Origin of the sequence: Bacillus cereus group sp. BceL291, from assembly GCF_051776705.1 — a bacterium.
GTDB lineage: Bacteria > Bacillota > Bacilli > Bacillales > Bacillaceae_G > Bacillus_A > Bacillus_A cereus.
Window position 1 is genome coordinate 21,534 of the sequence record NZ_JBPWAP010000029.1, and the last position, 20,382, is coordinate 41,915.

Below are 20,382 nucleotides of genomic sequence, written 5' to 3' on the forward strand. Positions count from 1 at the left end.
TTTATAACGTATCATATTTATCAGGATTCGTTCCTACATGTAAATCACGATTCAACGTGTTAATTTGACGTATCTCTTCTTCAGTTAGTGCAAAATCAAAAATAGTAAAGTTTTCTTCAATACGAGATGGTGTAACAGATTTAGGAATTATAACAATTCCGCTTTGAATATCCCACCTTAATATAACTTGTGCAGGTGTTTTTTCATATTTGTTAGCAATAGCCTGAATGATTGGATGCTGGAATACTTCTCCGCCCCTCATTAACGGACTCCATGCTTCCATTTGAATTTGCTCATCTTGACAATAATTGCGCAACTCAAATTGCGTCAACATCGGATGAAGTTCCACTTGGTTTACCATCGGCTTCACTTTGCAATTTGGTAATAATAGTTCTAAATGATGTTTATGAAAATTAGAAACACCAATCGCGCGCACTTTACCTTCTTCATACAATTTCTCCAAAGCTCGGTACGTATCAACATACTTCCCTCTTACCGGCCAATGTATTAAATATAAATCTACATAGTCCATTTGTAATTTTTTCAAACTCTTTTCAAACGCCTCGAGTGTCTCCTCATATCCTTGATCGTCGTTCCATACTTTTGTTGTTATAAATATATCTTCTCTTGGAATTCCTGATTCACGTATCGCCTCTCCGACACCGCTTTCATTTTCATATACAGTTGCTGTATCAATCGAACGGTATCCAACTTCTAACGCTGTTTTTACTGCTTGCTTTACTTCGTCTCCTTCTTTCGCTTTATATACGCCTAGACCAATCATCGGCATTTTCACGCCATTATGAAGTGTAGTTGTTGGAATATGCACAGTCGTCTCCCTTTCATTGTTACATTTTTTATAAGCCACAACTTTATTTCAACAAGATTCATCCCAAAAGTCAAAACATACGTACAGTTTACATAACACTTTTATATAGCTAAAAAATAACGTGAACTCATTCATTTAAGTTATTTTCTCTCCATTCTTTCGCTTTTTCATCCACATTGCGCACAAACTCATTTTTCCCTTCCGTATATAACGTGCCATCATATGTATACTTTTCGGCTAATTCTCTCTTTAAGGTTGCATATGCCTCTGCTTCTTCACAATGAGCCATCATATAATCACGAAACGCTAAATGCCTTACAATCTCTGGATTTCCTTTTTCAAACACGTGTAAATGATACGAACGTTTTTCTTCAGTTCCATGAATAAAATATCGGCGTCTTGAAATACCATTTTCCCCTTTTACGATGTAACCAAGCTCTATAAATCGTTCATTCCACCCATCTACTCTTTCGATATTTTCTACTTCCATGATCATATCAATAATAGGTTTAGCTGCCAGTCCGGGCACTGACGTACTTCCAATATGATGAATTTTCACCGTTTCTGGCATCGCTGTTTTTAATCTTTCAGCCTCCATTTGAAATTTTTCACTCCAATGGTTTTCATGTGGAACAACGATAATTTTTCTCATTCTAACTCCCCTTTTCTTACAAGCTCGTCAAAAAATGATCAGTGAAATACCACTGATCATTTTTTATTATTTAAAGTCTTTCCAAGTAAGGTTACTTTCACTTAGCAGTTCTTCAAATGATTTATTCTTTTCACGTTCTTTTTGTTCTTGGCGCTTTCTTTCCAGTTCAGCTGCCTCTTTTTCCTCTTCCCTCACTTGCAACTCTTTCTTCTTACTCTTTAATTGTTGCATGAGTGAATCATTTAATTGATCGCCTAATGTAAGTGTTTCTTTCTTCGGTTGATTCACTTGTGATTGTCTTTGTATTTGTCTTTGTTTCTTTTTCTTCATGCTACTCACCTTTTACTTTTTTCTCCATTATAGTAGATACACGATGAAATCGACAATAAAAAAAGGTCTTCACTCTATTATTCACTTTTTGTAAATGTGTTAATTTTTCGAAAAGACTAAATTTTTATGTAGCTATAATCCTATGAATCTATTAAAATTATGTCGTATGATGTCAGATTATAAAAAAAGGAGAATTATATTATGTGGAAAAAAATTATTCCTGCCGTTGCTGTTTTAAGCACCATTACTTTTTCAAGCGTATTTGCCGCTCCCCCATCTCAGAATCCAACTGAACAAAACCGCTACATAGACGTACAAATGCTTGGTATTAATGATTTCCATGGACAACTAGATACTGTTAAAAAAATCAATAATAAAGAAGCTGGTGGCGCTGATTACTTAGCTACTTATTTAAAAGAACGTAAAAAACAAAACCCTAATACACTTCTCGTACATGCTGGTGATATCGTCGGAGCTAGTCCACCAGTTTCAGCATTATTACAAGATGAACCGACAATTGAATTTTTAAATGACTTAAAATTTGATGTTGGTACAATCGGAAACCATGAATTTGATGAAGGTATTGATGAAATGCAACGCCTCATTTACGGTGGATATCATGAAAAAACAGGGAATTTCAAAGGGGCTAACTTCCCCTATGTAGCTGCTAACTTCTACAACAAATCAACTGGCCGCTTATTTTTACCACCGTTTACTGTAAAAATGGTAGATGGTGTTCCTGTAGGATTCATTGGGGTTGTTACAACTGATACACCAAATGTCGTTATGCCTACGATGCTTAACAATGTACAAATTACTGATGAAGTAGAAGCAATTAATAAATCAACACAACAATTAAAACGTCTCGGCGTTAAATCTATCGTCGTTCTTGCTCATGTCGGTGGAACAACCGATGAGTCTGGGGTAACAAATGGCGATCTTACTCGAATTGCAAATGAAACAGACCCAGAAGTTGATGTTATTTTCGGTGGACATAGTCATACGTATGTAAATGGTACAGTAAATAATAAACTAATTGTCCAAGCAAATTCATACGGAACGGCTTTCTCAGACGTGGATGTAACAATTGATCGTAAAACAAAGGATATTGTAAAGAAAAAAGCTGAAGTTGTTACAACGTATCATGAAGGTGTAGAACCTGATAAACAAGTAAAGAAAAAACTAGATCAATATAAAGAAAAAATTGCACCACTTGTAAATGAAGTAGTCGGAAAATCTACAGCACCTATCGACCGTAAACAAAATGATGCTGGTGAGTCCACTCTTGGAAATTTAGTTGCCGATGCTCAGCGTCAAACGATGCAAACTCAAATCGCCCTCATGAATCCTGGTGGCATTCGTAATGACTTAGATGCTGGTGATATTACGTGGGGTGAGTTATACGGCATTCAACCTTTTGGAAATCAATTAATTAAAGTAGATTTAACAGGTCAAGACATTCGCGATATTTTAAATCAGCAATGGCAAAAAGGAACAACAAGAATGCTTCAAATTTCAGGTATTCAATATACGTGGGATGCAAATAAACCAAACGGTGAAAAAGTTACAAATATACGTTTAACAAACGGAGAAGAATTATCTCCATCTAAAATGTATAGCGTAGTTGCAAATGCCTTCTTAGCTTCTGGCGGTGACGGATTCGTATCATTTAAAAATGGTAAAAATGCAGAAACTGGTCCAAACGACTTTGAAGCGTTAGTCGATTACGTAAAACAATTAAAAGAACCAATTCAGCCAGTTATTGATGGAAGAATTCAAAAAGTAAATTAAGTGTTTCTCTAATAATAAATTTCATTTTTCACGCCATAAAGGATTTATACTGATCCTCTATTTTATACGTAATATACATCATAAAAAGGATACTCGTTCTTCCAATGAACATAGTATCCTTTTCTTTAGTTATCAAAATGTGATGTTTTGTCAACTTCATATTGCTGTAAAAATTGGTGCAACGCCTCTTCTACAAGTTTAGATTTTTGAATTCCTTTCGATTCTGATATAAGGTCCAATTGTGATAATATTTCTGTATTAATAGAAAAGGTTCGTCTCTTCTTCTCTGTACTTTTACTCATAATTGGTACAATTACTTCTTCTCTTTTTCTTAATAATTCATAAATGCTTTGTAATTGCTCATAAATTAACAATTGATAATCTGTTTTCTCATATTGAAGGGCGGTCGCTTCTTGGAGTTGTAAGTGACGTGGTTCTTCTCCATCTCCTACAAAAATACGTTTCTTCTGCTCTCCATCATATTCGTATCCAATCAATCTTAATTTCTTCGATAATGTATACGGGCTTATTTCAAGACGTTTTGCTATAATAGCGATGGGTTCACGTCTATTTAAACCATCTATAATTTCTCCAATCGTCACAATTTCCCTCCTCCCGTGTTGAAATGACACTAGTATGGTATGTTACAATGATTTTCTAACAGTATATGCAAAATGAATAGCCTGTGCGATTCATACGATTTCACAAAAGGAGGTTTTCAATATGCTTTTTCGTAGCTACACCCCTCAGTTCTATAATGAAAACAAACAACTCATTCCTAACAGTATCGCTACGATAGAAAGCGTTATGATTAATAATCGAAAACAAACTCTCCTTATGCGTGGACAAAACGTAGAGCAACCTATTTTATTATGCTGTCACGGCGGACCTGGGATGGCACAAATCGGATTTATTCGCCATTTTCAAAAAGAATTAGAGAAGCAATTTATTGTTATTAATTGGGATCAGCGCGGGGCTGGTAAATCCTTTTCAATAAAAGATTTCGGAGCAAATTTCACAATCGAACAATTCGTTTCCGATGCAAAAGAAGTGATTCAATATGTACTTAAAAGGTTCAACAAACAAAAACTATTTCTCGCTGGTCATTCTTGGGGAAGTATCATTGGGCTTAACATAGCACATCAATATCCAAAGTATATTGAGGCTTACATCGGTATTGGGCAAATTGTACATATGAAACAAAATGAAGAATTGCTATATCAACATTTAATTCGTTCTGCAAAAAAACATAATCATAAAAAAGCATTAGCTTCCCTTTTAAAATTAGGAAAGCCACCATTTTTAGATACGAGACGTCTCATTATTCAAAGAAAGTGGCTTGGCACATTCGGAGGCGCAATCCAAAATGGATCTTCCTTTTCTTTCATACGAAAAGGTTTCTTTTCTCCTGAGTACACGCTATTAGATTGGTTCAAGTTTCTCGCAGGAAATTTAAAATCTGGCGTTTTATGGGAAGAAATGCTGACAATCGATTTCTTTTCTTCTATCTCAAGTTTATCTATTCCAGTTTATTTTTGTTCTGGTCGCTATGATTATCAAACTCCTTATGCACTCGTTCAGGAATATTGCGATATTATTGAAGCGCCTATAAAAAAGATGATTTGGTTCCCAAACTCAGCACATTCTCCTGATCTAGAAGAACCAGAATTATTCGCCAATTCTTTGCAATCAATTAAACAAGAGCTAGCTTTTCAGCATTAGTCACAAAAGGCTCTTTTACATTTCATAGAAAACATTTTATAATAATATGTCGCAAGTATGTATAAACATAGCAAAATGTTTCATATGTACTTGTCTTAACAGAATAAAAATTTAGGGAGATTACATTTATTATGAACGCTGTACTCGTCGCAGTAGCAATTATGCTATTGCTTAGTTTGTTACGTGTCCAGGTCATTGTCGCCATCATTGTTGGAGCTTTAACAGGCGGACTTATCGGCGGACTCGGTATTTCAGAAACGATTAACACTTTTACAACTGGTCTTGGAAACAGTGCTCCAATCGCTTTAAGTTATGCAATGCTTGGTGGTTTCGCTATTTCCCTTTCCAAAACAGGACTTCCAGATGCTATGATTCAAACTGCATTAAAATGGATTGGCAATGAACAAGACACGAAAAAACAAGTTTATTCTAAGGTACTTATTTTATTCATTATTTTAATGATGGCTTGTTTCTCACAAAATGTGATTCCTGTTCACATTGCTTTCATCCCCATCTTAATTCCAGCACTTTTAAAAGTATTAACTGAGCTGAAAGTGGATCGCAGACTTGTCACATGTATTATTACATTTGGATTGATTACTCCTTATATGTGGATCCCTGCAGGGTTCGGAAAAATTTATCATGACGTATTGCAAACCAACGCTGCGCAAAGCGGTCTTACATTTGATGTCGCACTTATTCCAAAAGCAATGACTATTCCAGCAATCGGTATGATTATTGGATTATGTGTAGCGGTATTCATTACGTACCGAAAACCTCGTACGTATGAAACAGAACAAATTCATACTACCGAAAATGAAATCGTTCCCTATACAAAACGTAGCATTACTTTCGGGTTATTATCTATCATTGCTACATTAACTGTTCAATTAACAACAGAATCAATGATTTTCGGTGCTTTAGCAGGTATTATCGTCTTATCAGTTAGTGGCAGTCTACCACTTAAAGAAGCAGATGCGATATTAACAAGCGGAATGCGTATGATGTCCTTTATTGGCTTTGTTATGATTGCTGCCGCTGGATTCGGCGCTGTTCTTCGAAAAACAGGACATGTTGAATCTCTAGTGCAAACGAGTGCACATATAATCGGAAATAACAAACCACTCGCTGCATTTCTTATGCTCGTTATTGGACTTCTCGTTACGATGGGAATTGGTTCATCCTTTTCAACCATCCCTATCTTAACAACCATTTTTGTACCTCTTTGCATTCAGCTTGGATTTAGTCCAATGGCCACAATTGCAATTATCGGTACAGCCGGAGCACTAGGTGACGCAGGATCTCCAGCATCGGATAGTACCCTTGGACCAACATCCGGTTTAAATGCTGATGGTCAGCACCATCATATATGGGATACATGTGTACCCACTTTTCTACATTACAATATACCGTTACTTATATTTGGCTTTATTGCCGCAATTACATTATAAAAAGGTGCGTATAAAACGCACCTTTTACTTTTTTATTTTTCCTTTTAATTGTTGAAAAGCTACTTTTCCGTTATCTTTGACATAGTTTTCAATTGTCGGTAGTGATGAACCTATCCATTCACACTCTATACTCCCATTCGGTCCAACAATTTTTAATTTATCTGGTATATGTATATTTAGAAATCTCGCTGACCGAATTAACTCAATAGCAATCTGATCACTTGAGGCTACAATTCCATCTACATACGGATTGTTTTGCAATAATGTAATAAATTGTTTATTTGTATACCCTTGTACACATTCTTCTCGATAAGAGATTCCTTCATCCCAAACAGCGTCTAAAAACCCTGCTATATGATCTTCCATTTCTGCACTTTCTTCTCCCTCACCGAAATATGCAAGAAAGTGACACCCTTTCTCTTTTAATACAGAAACAGCTCTCTGTCCACTTTCATAATAATTTCCATGTGATTGTTGCTCATCGATCACAACAAACGGAAATGGAATTTTTCCTACACTTTTAAAAACTGCTCTTGTCAAAATAACACCTGCAATGTTATTTTGCTTCAGCATATGTATGTATCTATCTTTATTCTCTATATTACAAATAATGATTTGATAACCTTCTTTATATGCTATTTCCTCAATACAATGTAGCAAAGTGATGTTTGATTGGTTACATAAATTATCTACAAGTAATGCAATTATCGTTGAATCCTCTTTAAATAGTGGCTTCGCTGCACTGTTTGGCCTATAACGTAATTCTTCAATTGCTTCCTTTACTTGTTTTACTGTGTCCTCATGAACGTATCCTTTTTCATTAATAACTCGTGAAACGGTTGCGACTGAAACACCTGCCAATTTTGCAACATCACGTATAGTTGCCACATCGTCACCCCTTAATATGGTAATAGATTACAATTTCACGGTAACCTAAATTACACTATCCGTCAAGATTAATAACTCACATTTCTGAAAATTGTTACATCATTTCACCAAACGATATTCCAACTGAATTTCATGTAAAATTGGGATATTATCATATCCAATACGTGGAATTTCTTTCTTTATTTTTCGTGCCTCCTCTACCGCATTCACATATAAATTAGTCATTACAAAATTACGTTTTTGGTAAAATCGTAACGCATTCATATTATCATTTGTTGTAATAAGCCAAACCTGTCTGCACCGTTCTTCTTCTGCAACTTGTAATACACAATCCACAAGTTTCGTCCCTATTCCTTTTCTTTCTTCAAAGCTATCTAGCGATACAATTTCGCACATATTTCCGGTCACTTCATACGTTATAATTCCGATTATTCTGTCATCTGAGAGCGCAACAAATCCTGGCAACTCTTCTAACTGATGTCCCTTACCACGTGAAACCATCAATGAACTTCCCCAATTCCCACACATGAACATTCGGATTGTTTCTTTCATCGCTGGCGTAATTTTTTGTATATGCAGCATTTCCTATTTCTCCCCTTTTATATCATTGTGATACAATATAAGTGTATCACATGTAACGGTATTTGGAGGATGAGGTAAAGTATGAAACGTTTTTTTGCAGCATTGTTTACTATACTAGGTGCAATAACTGCCCTTGGGATTTTCTTTACAAATAAAGTGATGTACTTAAAGAAAAAAACAGAGGAAGAAGTACTCGAAAGAGAAACGAAAAAACATTTTCGTATAGAGGATTTTGATGCTCTTCATAAAGAAGAAATTCATATCCCTTCACAATTCGGATACGACCTTCACGGATATTACATTCCTGCTGGTCATTCCACCAATAAGTTTATGGTTTTTTGCCACGGTGTAACTGTAAATAAAATAAACTCTGTAAAATATGCAAACTTATTCTTAAAAAGGGGATATAACGTCCTCATTTACGATCATCGTCGTCATGGTAAAACTGGCGGAAAAACAACAAGCTATGGATACTATGAAAAACATGATTTAAAATCCGTAGTTGACTGGCTAAAAAACCGTTTTGGCACCAATATTACACTTGGTATTCATGGTGAATCTATGGGAGCTGCAACACTTCTTCAATACGCAGGACTTGTAGAAGATGGTGCTGATTTCTATATTGCAGATTGTCCTTTCTCTGATTTTCACGGACAATTACAGCACCGTTTAAAGGTTGAATTCCATTTACCAAAATGGCCTTTATTACCTTTAGCAAACGCATTTTTGAAAGTTCGTGACGGTTATACAATTCGTGAAGTTTCACCAATCGACTGTATAAAAAACATTAACAATCCCGTTCTCTTTATTCATAGTAAAGATGACGACTATATTTTAGCTGATATGACAAAAGCGTTATATGAAGCGAAAGAAAATAATAAGCAGCTTTATATTGCAGAACACGGTGCACACGCTTGCTCTTATAACGAAAATAAAGAAGAGTACGAAGCAGCCGTCGATCAATTTTTAAACACATATGTGAAAGAAACAAAAAACAGGCTTGCATAAGCCTGTTTTTTATTGCGCTAAAACGTCTGTAACTTGTTCCATATTTTCAGAAATCCATTGCATTGCATCATCTAACGTTGGGAATTCTGTCGTTTGAAATGTTACTTCATCTTGAAGTAACCAAACATCCTTTGCCTCTTGCCCTACACCTGCAATGGACCAATGTAACAAACTATATGGATGATTATCATTCAAAAATGATGCCCACGTGCGCTCATTTGCAATGTTTCGTAATGTATGTAATTGTTTATCCATCTCTCGTCACCTTACTCTAGTCAGTTATGAAAACTATTATAACACTCTCTTCTTTCTCAAACAAAGTGCTCTTTTTTCTCCGCTATTTGCGGGCAGTAAAACTCCCACCTCAAAATTCGGCTGAAACAAAGAAGTTAGGTAGGAGATTAACTGCCCCTAAAAGCCCGATTGGTTCAACTAATAATTAGTGGGGGATGCCTCCCCCACTAATTAAAGTTTCACTTTATATTGCCAAGCACTTCCCTTGATTATATGATGAAATTAAGCGTTTGGGAAGGAGGGATAACGTTGGCAAAAGTACAAATTAAAGTAAATGATAATGGCTCTTTTCGCGTTACAGGGGACGTGGAATTAGTCGACTCACAAGGGAATGCATTCCCAGCAAAACCGGCATTTTCTTTATGCCGTTGTGGTTTATCAAAAAATATGCCTTATTGCGACGCTTCGCATAAAGGTAAATTCGAGTCCGTTGTTAGAGCACCAGAGGCAGAATAATTTTACATGTGACATGCACATTTTTTTGTGCATGTTTTTTCTTTTTAGCAACTCCGTTATATCCCTTCTCTTTACAACATTTCTAATACTTTTATTTCCATTCCAGCCTGCATATATTTTCACACAATTCTTCACATTCGAATATTTTTTACTAGCCTTTTATTTTTTTTGTGCTATAATTTGAGCAAACAGCATCCTTCGGGGTCGGGTGAAATTCCCAACCGGCGGTGATGAAGTGAAAACTTCTAAGTCCGTGACCCGTTTTCAACTCGAAAACGGTGGATCTAGTGAAACTCTAGGGCCGACAGTATAGTCTGGATGGGAGAAGGATATGTTTCTAGTTTTTTATATAGTGAATACACTTTTATTTCAGTATGCATATTTTTAAAGATTCATTTTGATTCTTTATATATGTTTAATTTTCTATACTTATTTTTTATACTGAAATAAAAAGAGACAACTAGCGTTTAAAAATTCGATATTTTGCTAGGTTTTTTCCTTATGCAGAAATATCAATTATCGTTAGGTTTCTTTCCTATGCTTTCGTATTCAAACTATATTTCTAGAAATCACGTCTCCCAAACCCCAAGGATATTAAATCCTTGGGGTTTTTTGATTTTTTTTGGAGAGGTGAAGAAAATGACAGATCAAGAATATATGAGGATTGCCCTGCAGTTAGCAGAAGGAACATCAGGACAAACAAGTCCAAATCCTATGGTTGGTGCTGTTGTTGTAAAAGATGGAAACATCGTTGGTATGGGCGCTCATTTACGAGCTGGTGAAGAACACGCAGAAGTTCATGCCCTTCAAATGGCTGGTCAGAACGCCAAAGACGCTACCGTTTATGTAACACTGGAACCGTGTAGCCACTTTGGAAAAACACCACCTTGCTGTGAATTGCTCATCGAAAAAGGAGTTAAGCGTGTTGTAATTGCTACTCTCGATTGTAATCCGCTCGTTTCTGGTAACGGAAAAAGAAGATTAGAGGAAGCTAGAATTGAAGTAACTACTGGTGTTCTTGAAGCAGAAGCAGTTTTATTAAATCGCTACTTTTTTCACTACATGAAAACGAAACGCCCTTTTGTAACAATCAAAACAGCGATGAGCTTAGATGGAAAAACAGCAACTGTAACTGGTGAAAGTAAGTGGATTACAGGTGAAGAAGCACGTGCTGATGTTCACCAATATCGCCATACACATGATGCAATTCTTGTTGGAGTGAATACAGTTATAGCTGATAATCCTCATTTAACAACAAGAATTCCAAATGGTGGGAAACATCCTATTCGCGTTGTTTTAGATACCCATTTACGAACGCCACCATCTTCTCATGTTATAACAGATGGTTTAGCACCGACATGGATTATTGTCGGTAAGGATGTAAAGAAAGAGAAAATATCTTCTTATGAATCTAAAAATATAGCTATATTCCAAATGGAAACGAAGCATATAGAAATCGAGGACCTTCTTTCCTTTCTTGGAGAGAAACGAATTCTTTCTCTATTCGTTGAAGGTGGCCAATCGATTCATGCAAGTTTCTTAAAAACAAACAATTTTAATGAAATTGTAACCTATATAAGCCCGAAATTAATTGGTGGGAAAGATGCTCCTACTTTATTTGGAGGAAATGGTTTTTCAAAATTACAAGATGCGCTTTCCTTGAAAATTCAAGAGATGAAACAAATTGGTGATGATATAAAAATCGTTGCGAATGCCCGAAACGAGGTGACGAAATGTTTACAGGAATTGTAGAAGAATTAGGAACGATAGCAAACATGCAACAAAGCGGAGAAGCGATGAAATTAACGATTCATGCAAAGAAAATTTTATCAGATGTTCACTTAGGTGATAGTATCGCGGTTAACGGTATTTGCTTAACTGTAACGAGCTTTACAACTACTTCATTTACAGTTGATGCAATGCCTGAAACGATGCAGTCGACATCACTTCGCATGCTTAAACCGCACTCTAAAGTAAATTTAGAGCGAGCAATGGCTGCAAACGGACGATTCGGTGGACATTTCGTTTCAGGACATATTGATGGCACCGGAACGATTTTAAATAAAAAACAACATTACAATGCCGTCTATTACAAAATAGCAATTTCTGATGAACTGCTGCGCTATTGTTTGCAGAAAGGGTCCATTGCTGTTGATGGAACGAGTTTAACGATATTTGCTATAGACGAATCTTCCATAACGATTTCACTCATCCCGCACACAGTAAGCGAATCTGTCATTGGGGAAAAAAATGCCGGAGATATCGTAAACATTGAGTGTGACATGATTGGTAAATATATCGAACGCTTTATTACTAAACCTACAAAACGAGTAGGTTCAATGACTGAAAGCTTTTTACAAGAAAACGGATTTCTATAAGGGGGAAGCACAATGTTTCATCGTATTGAAGAAGCTCTAGAAGATTTAAAACAAGGTAAAGTCGTTATCGTATGTGATGATGAAAACCGAGAAAATGAAGGCGATTTTATTGCTTTAGCAGAGTACATTACACCAGAAACAATTAATTTTATGATTACACATGGCCGTGGTCTCGTTTGTGTACCGATTACAGCAGGGTACGCAGAACGTCTACAATTAGAACCAATGGTATCTCATAATACAGATTCACATCATACTGCGTTTACAGTGAGCATTGACCATGTTTCTACAACAACAGGGATTAGCGCTCACGAACGTGCAACTACGATACAAGAATTGTTAAACCCCGCATCAAAAGGCGCTGATTTCAATCGACCTGGACATATCTTTCCATTAATTGCGAAAGAAGGCGGTGTCCTGCGTCGTGCAGGTCATACAGAAGCTGCTGTTGATTTAGCAAAGCTATGCGGTGCCGAACCAGCTGGAGTTATTTGCGAAATTATAAATGAGGACGGCACGATGGCACGTGTACCTGATTTAATAGAATGTGCAAAACAATTTGATATAAAAATGATTACAATAGAAGATTTAATTGCTTATCGCCGCCATCATGAAACACTTGTGACGAGAGAAGTGGAAATTACATTACCTACAGATTTCGGTACTTTCCACGCAATTGGCTATTCTAACTCATTAGATACGAAAGAACATATCGCACTTGTAAAAGGTGATATTTCAACAGGTGAACCGGTACTTGTACGTGTTCATTCTGAATGCTTAACAGGAGATGTATTCGGTTCACATCGCTGCGATTGCGGACCACAACTCCATGCAGCACTTGCTCAAATTGAGCGTGAAGGAAAAGGTGTTCTTCTTTATATGAGACAAGAAGGAAGAGGCATTGGGCTTCTTAATAAGCTTCGCGCTTATAAATTACAAGAAGAAGGATTCGATACTGTAGAAGCAAATGAAAAACTCGGCTTCCCTGCTGATCTTCGTGATTACGGTATCGGTGCTCAAATATTAAAAGATTTAGGTTTACAAAGCTTACGATTATTAACGAATAACCCAAGAAAAATTGCTGGCTTACAAGGTTACGATTTAGAAGTAGTCGAGCGTGTACCGTTGCAAATGCCGGCAAAAGAAGAGAATAAATCGTATTTACAAACGAAAGTAAATAAATTAGGACACTTACTAAACTTATAATTAAAGGAGAGATTTATTATGGTATTCGAAGGTCATTTAGTTGGTACAGGATTAAAAGTTGGAGTTGTTGTTGGACGTTTTAACGAATTTATTACAAGTAAGTTACTTGGCGGCGCTTTAGACGGATTAAAGCGTCACGGTGTAGAAGAAAGTGATATTGATGTTGCTTGGGTTCCTGGTGCATTTGAAATTCCTTTAATCGCTAAAAAGATGGCTAGTAGCGGAAAGTATGATGCTGTTATTACATTAGGTACTGTAATCCGAGGTGCTACAACTCACTACGATTACGTTTGTAATGAGGTAGCAAAAGGTGTTGCGTCTTTATCACTACAAATGGACATCCCAGTTATTTTCGGCGTATTAACGACAGAAACAATTGAACAAGCGATTGAACGCGCAGGTACGAAAGCTGGTAATAAAGGATATGAATCAGCTGTTGCTGCAATTGAAATGGCTCACTTATCAAAACAATGGGCATAAAAAAAGAGGCTGCGGCCTCTTTTTATTTTTTCACCTTTTTTTGTACATCTTTTATTAATTCATTCATCGTTTTTCCTTCTGTTTTTATATGAAGAGCTTGTGCTGTTCTCCATACATTCTCTCTTTTTTTCGCTTCTTCTATAATAGTAATTTCTTTTCTAACTTCCTTTAAATCTTTTCCTTCCGTTTTCAATCCAAAATGTTCAGCTTTCGTTCGAAAGTGTTGTTCGATTCTTTGTTGCATCTCTTTTTGTTCAGGATTTTCGGTAGCCTTAACTGGATCAGAACTTATTGCTTTTATTAAAATTAAACAAGTCATAATCGCTAATATGTATTTGTACATGTAAAATCCTCCAACCCAATATAAATTACATATTTACTATGTACAACTAGGGCTTGGAAAATTCGTCCACAAAAATTCTTTTTTTCGTTCAAAAACCAATAGTATCAAGCGTTCACAACTATTTATTACATTTTATTTACAAAAAAGCAAACTCTTTTACAAGTTTGCTTTTTCATCTATCTTATAATGCACATTCTTCAATCTCAAATCCTAAATCTGCAATCATACCCCAGTCCGCAGTCGGCTCTTGTCCAGCTGTCGTTAAGTAGTCCCCGACAAAAATAGAATTTGCTGCAAATAAACCGATTGGCTGTACAGAACGTAAATTGATTTCACGTCCTCCTGAAATACGAATTTCTTTTGTTGGGTTTACAAAACGCATCATTGCAAGTACTTTTAAACATTCTACTGGCGTTAACTCTTTTTGCCCTTCAAGAGGTGTCCCCTTTACAGCAACAAGGAAATTACAAGGGATAGAATCCGCATCTATACGTTGTAATTCAAATGCAATTTCAGCACGCTCTTCAATTGTTTCTCCCATGCCAAAAATCGCTCCAGAGCATGGTGAAATACCAGCTTGTTTTGCTTTTTGAACTGTATCAACACGATCATCATACTTATGAGTTGAACAAATACTATCGTAATTATTTGCATGTGTATTTAAGTTGTGATTATAACGGTGCACGCCTGCTTCCGCTAAACGTCCTGCTTGATCTTCATTTAAGAAACCTAAACAACAACAAATCTTCAAGTCTGTCGTTTCACGAATTTCCTTAACTGCTCCAATTACGTGATTTACCTCTTTATCCGTCGGACGACGACCAGACGCTACAATACAATATGTACCTGCTTTACGGCGTATTGCTTCATGTGCCCCTTCTACAATCTTCTCCTGCGTTAACCATGCATATTTATCAATCGGTGCTTCTGAAATAATAGACTGTGAGCAATATCCACAATCTTCAGGACATAATCCAGATTTCGTATTAATAATCATATTCAATTTTACTTTCTTACCAAAGTGATGATGGCGAATAATGTAAGCTGCATTCATAATTTCTAAAACTTCTGTATCATCAGCTTCTAATATCGCTATTGCATCTTCTTTCGTAATCATTTTCTCTTCCACTACGTCGTATGCAAGTTTTTTCCAATCCCTTTTTGTTTGTACTTGTTTCATTTCATCTCTTCCCCTCTTTTGTTATATGTATAAATAAAGCATGATACGTTGCCATTATCCCTTCATTTCCCGTGAAGTCTCTTTCGTATATGCGTAGCATCGCACGAAAGAGTGAGGGACTTTGACAATATGATCCTTCATTGCTATTAGTTGCTCCTACTTTTCGAATAGAATGCAGAAACTCCTTAACTTCTGTAAAACTCTCTATGTAACATGTTTCAGAAACATGCACATCCCCTGTTTCTATCTTACATATATGAAGCAACTGATCTTTTGAATAAAAACGTTGACCAATCGATATTTCATTTTTTATATTTCTTTCTTCTTTCGCACGTTGGAACGAAGCATGCAATTCTTGAAATGTTTCATGTCCAAACGTTGAAAAGAGTAATATCCCATCTATAGACAAATGTTGAAATAAATTTCTTAACACTTGTTGTAAATTATTTAACCATTGAAATGTAGCATTTGAAATAATGACATCATATGATTCTTCTAATCGTAATTGCTCAATATCTTCACAGTGAAACGTTACATTTTTTACATTTTGTCTAGTTTGCGCAATCGCAATCATACTTTCAGCAAAATCAACTGCTGTAATATGTGCTTTCGGAAATAACTTTGATAATTGTTCTGTTACATACCCCGTCCCGCATCCCAGTTCTAAAATACGTATTGATGCCGTTTCACTATATCGTTCCTTTAAGATTGAAAGTAATGAATGTGCCATCTTTTTTTGTACATTTGCATATCGATCGTAAGATACGGCTGCCCCATTAAACCGTTTTTGTAGTAACGTTTTGTTGATCATGTCGTATCCCCTCTACAAATTGAATTATCTCATTTGCGCAATATTCAAAATTCGTTACACATAATGCATGCCCTGCTTTACTTACTACTTTCAGCTCGCTGCTGCTATTCTCCGTCATACTACGTGCCGCAGACAATGGGCATATTACATCCTGTTCTCCGTGGATAAGTAGTATAGGTACTTTAATTTCTTTTAGTTCTTCTCTCATATCTGTTTCTATTAAATAATCCAAACCTAGTTGTAAAGACTGAATAGAATCACCTTTAAAATGGTCTACAATGTCTTCAAAATTTTTGTTCTCTTTTAGCTCATCTTTCGTAAACATATTTTCATAAAACCGCTTGAGCGTATCTTCTTTCCTTCTCACCAAATTCCTTTTCAGCCGTTCTACATGCAAAGCATTCCATCCATTACTATAGTCACTCGTATTTGTAAATTTAGCGGTCCCACCAATTAATACGATGCCTTTTGCCTGAATCTTTTTATAAGCTTCAACTGCTGCTAACGCTCCTAGTGACCATCCAACTAAAATTACGTTGTCGTTATGCGCTACATCTATAATTCGTTCCGCAAATTCACTTCGTTCTTTCACATTATACCAATCTATGCATTCAACAGGATATCCTTTAAAATACGGAAGTACTAAATCCCAAATATTCTCTTCCATTCCCCATCCGGGGATAAAAATAATCTTTAGCTCGTTCATACGAAAATCTCCTCTTCTTTCGCAATGTGAATAATTCGATCAATAGCCCATTTTAAATCAGCTATTGTATGTTGCGATGTAACTGCAAAGCGAATTCGAGAACTATGAACCGGCACAGTTGGCGGACGAATTGCAATGGCCGCAATCCCTGCCTCTTGCAACCTTTTACTAAATCGTAAAGCATGTTCATTTGAACCGACTACAATCGGTACAATATGAGTTGAACTATTCCCAATATCAAAACCAGCATCCCTTAATTTAGTTCTGAAGTATTCTCCGTTTGCTATAAGGTTCTCTCTTCTTTCGTTATCTTCTTTTACAATTTCAATTGCTTTTTGCACTGCTCCTAACGTACTTGGTGGTAAAGCTGTAGTAAAAATAAAGCTTCTCATCATATTTTGTAAATACTCTATATAAATTTCATCACCTGTCAAATACGCACCATAACACCCTAAAGCCTTGCTAAACGTCCCCATATGTATATCAATTTTTTGAGCAAGATTTTTTTCTATATGAGATAACCCAGCTCCGCCGATTCCATATATTCCACTCGCATGTGCTTCATCGACTATAATGATTGCCCCGTATTTCTCTTTCAGCTGTACTAAATCTCTTAAATACACAGTATCACCATCCATACTAAAAACGGTATCTGTTACGATTAATTTCCTTTTTTCAGGCGAAGCCATTTTCAACAGCTTCTCTAAATGATCCAAATCATTATGACGATACCTTTTATGCTCTGCCCCGCTTAATAGGATTCCATCAACAATACTTGCATGATTTAACTTATCACTAAAAACAATATCGTGCCGAGAGGCCAAAGAAGATATGGCACCTATATTTGCCGTATACCCACTATTTACAATTAAAGCTCTTTCAGTACCTTTCCAGTCACATATGCTTCTCTCAACCTCTTCATATAATGGATGATTTCCTACAACGAGACGAGAGGCAGTCGCTCCAGTTCCATATCTTTTTGTACAGGCAATAGCAGCTTCTTTTAACCTTTCATCTCCAGCTAACCCTAAATAATTATTTGACGCTAAATTTAACATCTTTTTTTTATCTCGAATAAGCCAAGTCTCTTCTGCCTTCTCTGTTACATGCAAATCACGATACTGCCCTTGCTCATGTAATTGCTGTAATTTAGATTGAAGGTGCGCCCGCCACGTTTGATTCATTTTGGATAAACTCCTCTAATTTTGAAATCATAATATGTTCTTTTGCAGATTCTAATACTTCTTCTTTCGTAAACTCACCTTCAAAGAATGGTAATAATCCTAAAACTGGTACCCCGCTCAGCTCTTCAATCATCTCTTTATTTTCTTGCACTCTTTCCATTTCACATTCTTTGCAACCTGATAAAATGACACCCGCTACGGTTAAGCCATGCGCCTTTGCATAAGCAATCGTTAACACTGTATGATTTACTGTTCCTAATGTAGGACGAGCTACTACAATAAGAGGCAACTGTAATTCTTTTGCAAAATCAATTACTAAAGCATCTTCTGTATATGGGACAGCAAGCCCACCTGCCCCTTCTACAAATAAGCTATTAAACTCTTTTAATAGTTCATTATAGTAATCAGTAATTTCTTTTAACTTTACTACTCTTCCAGCTCTTTTCATGGCAAGTCTCGGAGCAAGTGGTTCTTCAATAGAATAAGGGCAAATTTCATTTTCTTGTGTCGGCACACCTGATAATGCTTTTAACCTTGCCGCATCTCCCTCAGGGTTTGATGCAACATGCCCACTTTGCAACGGTTTATACACCCCTACGTTATATCCTAATTGTCTAAATACACCTGCTATAGCACCTGCAACTACTGTTTTTCCAACTTCAGTATCAGTTGCTGTTATGAAAAAACCACTCATTATTCTCCCTCCGTAACATCCGAGATTGCCTTATATAAAATGCGTAACATATCATCAATCTCTTCAAAAGTAGAAGCAAGAGGTGGCATAAAAACAATCGTATTACCGAGCGGTCGCAAGATCATACCCAGCTCTCTTGCGCGTTTACATACTTGAACACCGACTCTTTCTGTCCAGTCAAACGCTTCTTTCGTTTCCTTATTCTTCACAAGCTCAATACCAACCATTAATCCGCACTGACGAATATCACCTACATGTTTATACGCAAAGAGCTTTTCTAATTGCGCTGCCACATAATCCGTTTTATGTGCCACTTCTTCTATTAAATTTGTTTTTTCATATAGCTCTAAATTCGCGATTGCTACGGCACACCCTAACGGATTGCCTGTGTAGCTATGTCCATGGAAAAATGTTTTTTGTTCTTCATATTCTCCTAAGAAGGCATTATATATTTCATCCGTCGTTACCGTAACTGCAATTGGTAAATATCCACCTGTTAAACCTTTCCCAGCAGTTAAAATGTCTGGCGTCACATTTTCATGTTCACACGCAAACATTTTCCCTGTACGCCCAAATCCAGTCGCTACCTCATCTGTAATAAATAATACATTGTACTTAGTACATAAATCGCGCAGTCCTTTTAAATATCCTTTTGGCATTGTAATCATCCCGCCAGCACCTTGCATTAATGGCTCCACAATGATGGCAGCTACTTCTTCATGCTTTTCTTTCAACAATTCTTCCATTTCTTCTAAATGGCTTTTTACAATTTCCTCCCTATTATTTCCGTAAGGAGAACGATATGTATATGGATACGGCATTTTAATCGCATCAAATAAGAGCGAACTATACACTTGGTGAAACAAGTCTATTGCTCCTACCGAAACAGCTCCAATTGTATCACCGTGATATGCTTCTTTTAATGTAACGAATCTTTGTTTCTTTCGTTTCCCTTTATGTTGCCAATATTGGAAAGCCATCTTAATTGCAATTTCAACAGCGGTAGAACCTGAATCAGAATAGAATACCTTCTTCAATCCATCTGGTACAACCTCAATAATTTTTTCTGCTAATAAAATAGATGGAACGTTAGCAAGTCCTAACATAGTAGAATGAGCAATTTTATTTAATTGCTCACGAATTGCTTCATCTAATTCCGGTACTTGATGTCCGTGAACATTTAACCATATAGATGAAACACCATCCCAATATTCATTACCATTTACATCGTATAGCTTTCTTCCCTCTCCACGTTCAATAATGACAGGATCTTCTTCTAAATAATCTTTCATTTGTGTAAATGGGTGCCATACGTAAGCTTTATTTTTCTCTGCTAATTCTTCATATGTATAAGATGATTTTTCAATCGTTTTACTATTTATTGTCACAATTGTCAC

Annotated in this window: 23 protein-coding genes and 1 riboswitch; of the genes, 9 read left to right on the forward strand and 14 right to left on the reverse strand. The window is 36.3% G+C overall.

Annotated elements, in window-relative coordinates:
- Position 1: 1 nt before the first annotated feature.
- The 3 genes from ACS2CR_RS18580 to ACS2CR_RS18590 form a co-directional block, all read right to left on the reverse strand.
- A complete protein-coding gene (locus ACS2CR_RS18580; RefSeq protein WP_053512794.1) occupies positions 2-829 on the reverse strand; it encodes an aldo/keto reductase in 828 nt (275 codons plus the stop codon).
- Between the two features lie 127 nt (positions 830-956).
- Complete coding sequence (locus tag ACS2CR_RS18585) at positions 957-1,481, reverse strand: GrpB family protein (RefSeq protein ID WP_001226445.1); 525 nt, start codon at positions 1,479-1,481, stop codon at positions 957-959.
- A gap of 66 nt (positions 1,482-1,547) precedes the next feature.
- Complete coding sequence (locus ACS2CR_RS18590) at positions 1,548-1,811, reverse strand: YqkE family protein (RefSeq protein ID WP_000727548.1); 264 nt, start codon at positions 1,809-1,811, stop codon at positions 1,548-1,550.
- A gap of 201 nt (positions 1,812-2,012) precedes the next feature.
- On the opposite strand from ACS2CR_RS18590, the gene ACS2CR_RS18595 reads away from it, so the two are divergent.
- Entirely contained in the window at positions 2,013-3,602 is a 1,590-nt protein-coding gene (locus ACS2CR_RS18595; RefSeq protein WP_000265560.1) for a bifunctional metallophosphatase/5'-nucleotidase, read from the forward strand.
- 125 nt (positions 3,603-3,727) lie between these two features.
- Here ACS2CR_RS18595 and ACS2CR_RS18600 read toward each other — a convergent pair whose 3' ends face one another.
- On the reverse strand, positions 3,728-4,204 hold the full coding sequence (locus ACS2CR_RS18600) for a ribbon-helix-helix domain-containing protein (RefSeq protein WP_000151926.1): 477 nt from the start codon (positions 4,202-4,204) through the stop codon (positions 3,728-3,730).
- A 121-nt stretch (positions 4,205-4,325) separates the two neighbouring features.
- On the opposite strand from ACS2CR_RS18600, the gene ACS2CR_RS18605 reads away from it, so the two are divergent.
- Both ACS2CR_RS18605 and ACS2CR_RS18610 read left to right on the forward strand, forming a co-directional pair.
- Positions 4,326-5,324 (forward strand): alpha/beta fold hydrolase, encoded by a 999-nt coding sequence (locus ACS2CR_RS18605; protein ID WP_000898965.1) that lies wholly within the window; start codon positions 4,326-4,328, stop codon positions 5,322-5,324.
- Positions 5,325-5,455: 131 nt separating this feature from the next.
- Complete coding sequence (locus ACS2CR_RS18610) at positions 5,456-6,775, forward strand: Na+/H+ antiporter family protein (RefSeq protein WP_000994819.1); 1,320 nt, start codon at positions 5,456-5,458, stop codon at positions 6,773-6,775.
- A gap of 24 nt (positions 6,776-6,799) precedes the next feature.
- Here ACS2CR_RS18610 and ACS2CR_RS18615 read toward each other — a convergent pair whose 3' ends face one another.
- Complete coding sequence (locus ACS2CR_RS18615) at positions 6,800-7,663, reverse strand: LacI family DNA-binding transcriptional regulator (protein ID WP_000201341.1); 864 nt, start codon at positions 7,661-7,663, stop codon at positions 6,800-6,802.
- A gap of 99 nt (positions 7,664-7,762) precedes the next feature.
- Positions 7,763-8,245, reverse strand: a complete 483-nt coding sequence (locus ACS2CR_RS18620) for a GNAT family N-acetyltransferase (RefSeq protein WP_053512793.1) — start codon at positions 8,243-8,245, stop codon at positions 7,763-7,765.
- Between the two features lie 81 nt (positions 8,246-8,326).
- Between ACS2CR_RS18620 and ACS2CR_RS18625 the strand changes: the two genes are divergently transcribed.
- On the forward strand, positions 8,327-9,253 hold the full coding sequence (locus tag ACS2CR_RS18625) for an alpha/beta hydrolase (protein WP_000819234.1): 927 nt from the start codon (positions 8,327-8,329) through the stop codon (positions 9,251-9,253).
- Between the two features lie 9 nt (positions 9,254-9,262).
- Here the strand turns inward: ACS2CR_RS18625 and ACS2CR_RS18630 are convergent, their stop codons facing one another.
- Positions 9,263-9,508, reverse strand: coding sequence for a DUF2552 family protein (locus ACS2CR_RS18630; RefSeq protein WP_000360793.1), 246 nt, complete (start codon positions 9,506-9,508; stop codon positions 9,263-9,265).
- Positions 9,509-9,796: 288 nt separating this feature from the next.
- Between ACS2CR_RS18630 and ACS2CR_RS18635 the strand changes: the two genes are divergently transcribed.
- The 5 genes from ACS2CR_RS18635 to ribH all read left to right on the forward strand — a co-directional run bounded on the left by ACS2CR_RS18635 (position 9,797) and on the right by ribH (position 14,067).
- Positions 9,797-10,003: a CDGSH iron-sulfur domain-containing protein gene (locus ACS2CR_RS18635; RefSeq protein ID WP_001151579.1), complete on the forward strand. Its 207-nt coding sequence runs from the start codon at positions 9,797-9,799 to the stop codon at positions 10,001-10,003.
- 190 nt (positions 10,004-10,193) lie between these two features.
- Positions 10,194-10,337: riboswitch (FMN riboswitch) on the forward strand.
- A 305-nt stretch (positions 10,338-10,642) separates the two neighbouring features.
- Positions 10,643-11,755, forward strand: a complete 1,113-nt coding sequence (gene ribD, locus ACS2CR_RS18640) for a bifunctional diaminohydroxyphosphoribosylaminopyrimidine deaminase/5-amino-6-(5-phosphoribosylamino)uracil reductase RibD (protein ID WP_153602588.1) — start codon at positions 10,643-10,645, stop codon at positions 11,753-11,755.
- Positions 11,737-12,381, forward strand: coding sequence for a riboflavin synthase subunit alpha (gene ribE, locus ACS2CR_RS18645; RefSeq protein WP_016111642.1), 645 nt, complete (start codon positions 11,737-11,739; stop codon positions 12,379-12,381). Before ribD ends, ribE begins: the two co-directional genes overlap by 19 nt.
- Positions 12,382-12,393: 12 nt before the next feature.
- Positions 12,394-13,587 (forward strand): bifunctional 3,4-dihydroxy-2-butanone 4-phosphate synthase/GTP cyclohydrolase II, encoded by a 1,194-nt coding sequence (ribBA, locus tag ACS2CR_RS18650; RefSeq protein ID WP_000468983.1) that lies wholly within the window; start codon positions 12,394-12,396, stop codon positions 13,585-13,587.
- Between the two features lie 18 nt (positions 13,588-13,605).
- Positions 13,606-14,067: a 6,7-dimethyl-8-ribityllumazine synthase gene (ribH, locus tag ACS2CR_RS18655; RefSeq protein WP_000230899.1), complete on the forward strand. Its 462-nt coding sequence runs from the start codon at positions 13,606-13,608 to the stop codon at positions 14,065-14,067.
- Positions 14,068-14,089: 22 nt separating this feature from the next.
- Here the strand turns inward: ribH and ACS2CR_RS18660 are convergent, their stop codons facing one another.
- From ACS2CR_RS18660 to bioA, 7 genes are all read right to left on the reverse strand, one after another.
- Positions 14,090-14,410: a hypothetical protein gene (locus ACS2CR_RS18660; RefSeq protein WP_000280033.1), complete on the reverse strand. Its 321-nt coding sequence runs from the start codon at positions 14,408-14,410 to the stop codon at positions 14,090-14,092.
- 181 nt (positions 14,411-14,591) lie between these two features.
- The gene (gene bioB / locus ACS2CR_RS18665; RefSeq protein ID WP_053512792.1) at positions 14,592-15,590 is read right to left on the reverse strand and encodes a biotin synthase; all 999 of its coding nucleotides are present in this window, start codon (positions 15,588-15,590) and stop codon (positions 14,592-14,594) included.
- 1 nt (position 15,591) lies between these two features.
- Positions 15,592-16,401, reverse strand: a complete 810-nt coding sequence (bioC, locus tag ACS2CR_RS18670; protein ID WP_000608906.1) for a malonyl-ACP O-methyltransferase BioC — start codon at positions 16,399-16,401, stop codon at positions 15,592-15,594.
- Positions 16,367-17,107, reverse strand: a complete 741-nt coding sequence (locus ACS2CR_RS18675; RefSeq protein ID WP_053512791.1) for an alpha/beta fold hydrolase — start codon at positions 17,105-17,107, stop codon at positions 16,367-16,369. Before ACS2CR_RS18675 ends, bioC begins: the two co-directional genes overlap by 35 nt.
- Entirely contained in the window at positions 17,104-18,291 is a 1,188-nt protein-coding gene (gene bioF, locus ACS2CR_RS18680; protein ID WP_001077292.1) for an 8-amino-7-oxononanoate synthase, read from the reverse strand. Before bioF ends, ACS2CR_RS18675 begins: the two co-directional genes overlap by 4 nt.
- Positions 18,257-18,985: a dethiobiotin synthase gene (gene bioD, locus ACS2CR_RS18685; protein WP_053512790.1), complete on the reverse strand. Its 729-nt coding sequence runs from the start codon at positions 18,983-18,985 to the stop codon at positions 18,257-18,259. The genes bioF and bioD overlap by 35 nt, the downstream gene beginning before the upstream one ends.
- Positions 18,985-20,373 (reverse strand): adenosylmethionine--8-amino-7-oxononanoate transaminase, encoded by a 1,389-nt coding sequence (bioA, locus tag ACS2CR_RS18690; RefSeq protein ID WP_053512789.1) that lies wholly within the window; start codon positions 20,371-20,373, stop codon positions 18,985-18,987. Before bioA ends, bioD begins: the two co-directional genes overlap by 1 nt.
- Between the last annotated feature and the right edge of the window lie 9 nt (positions 20,374-20,382).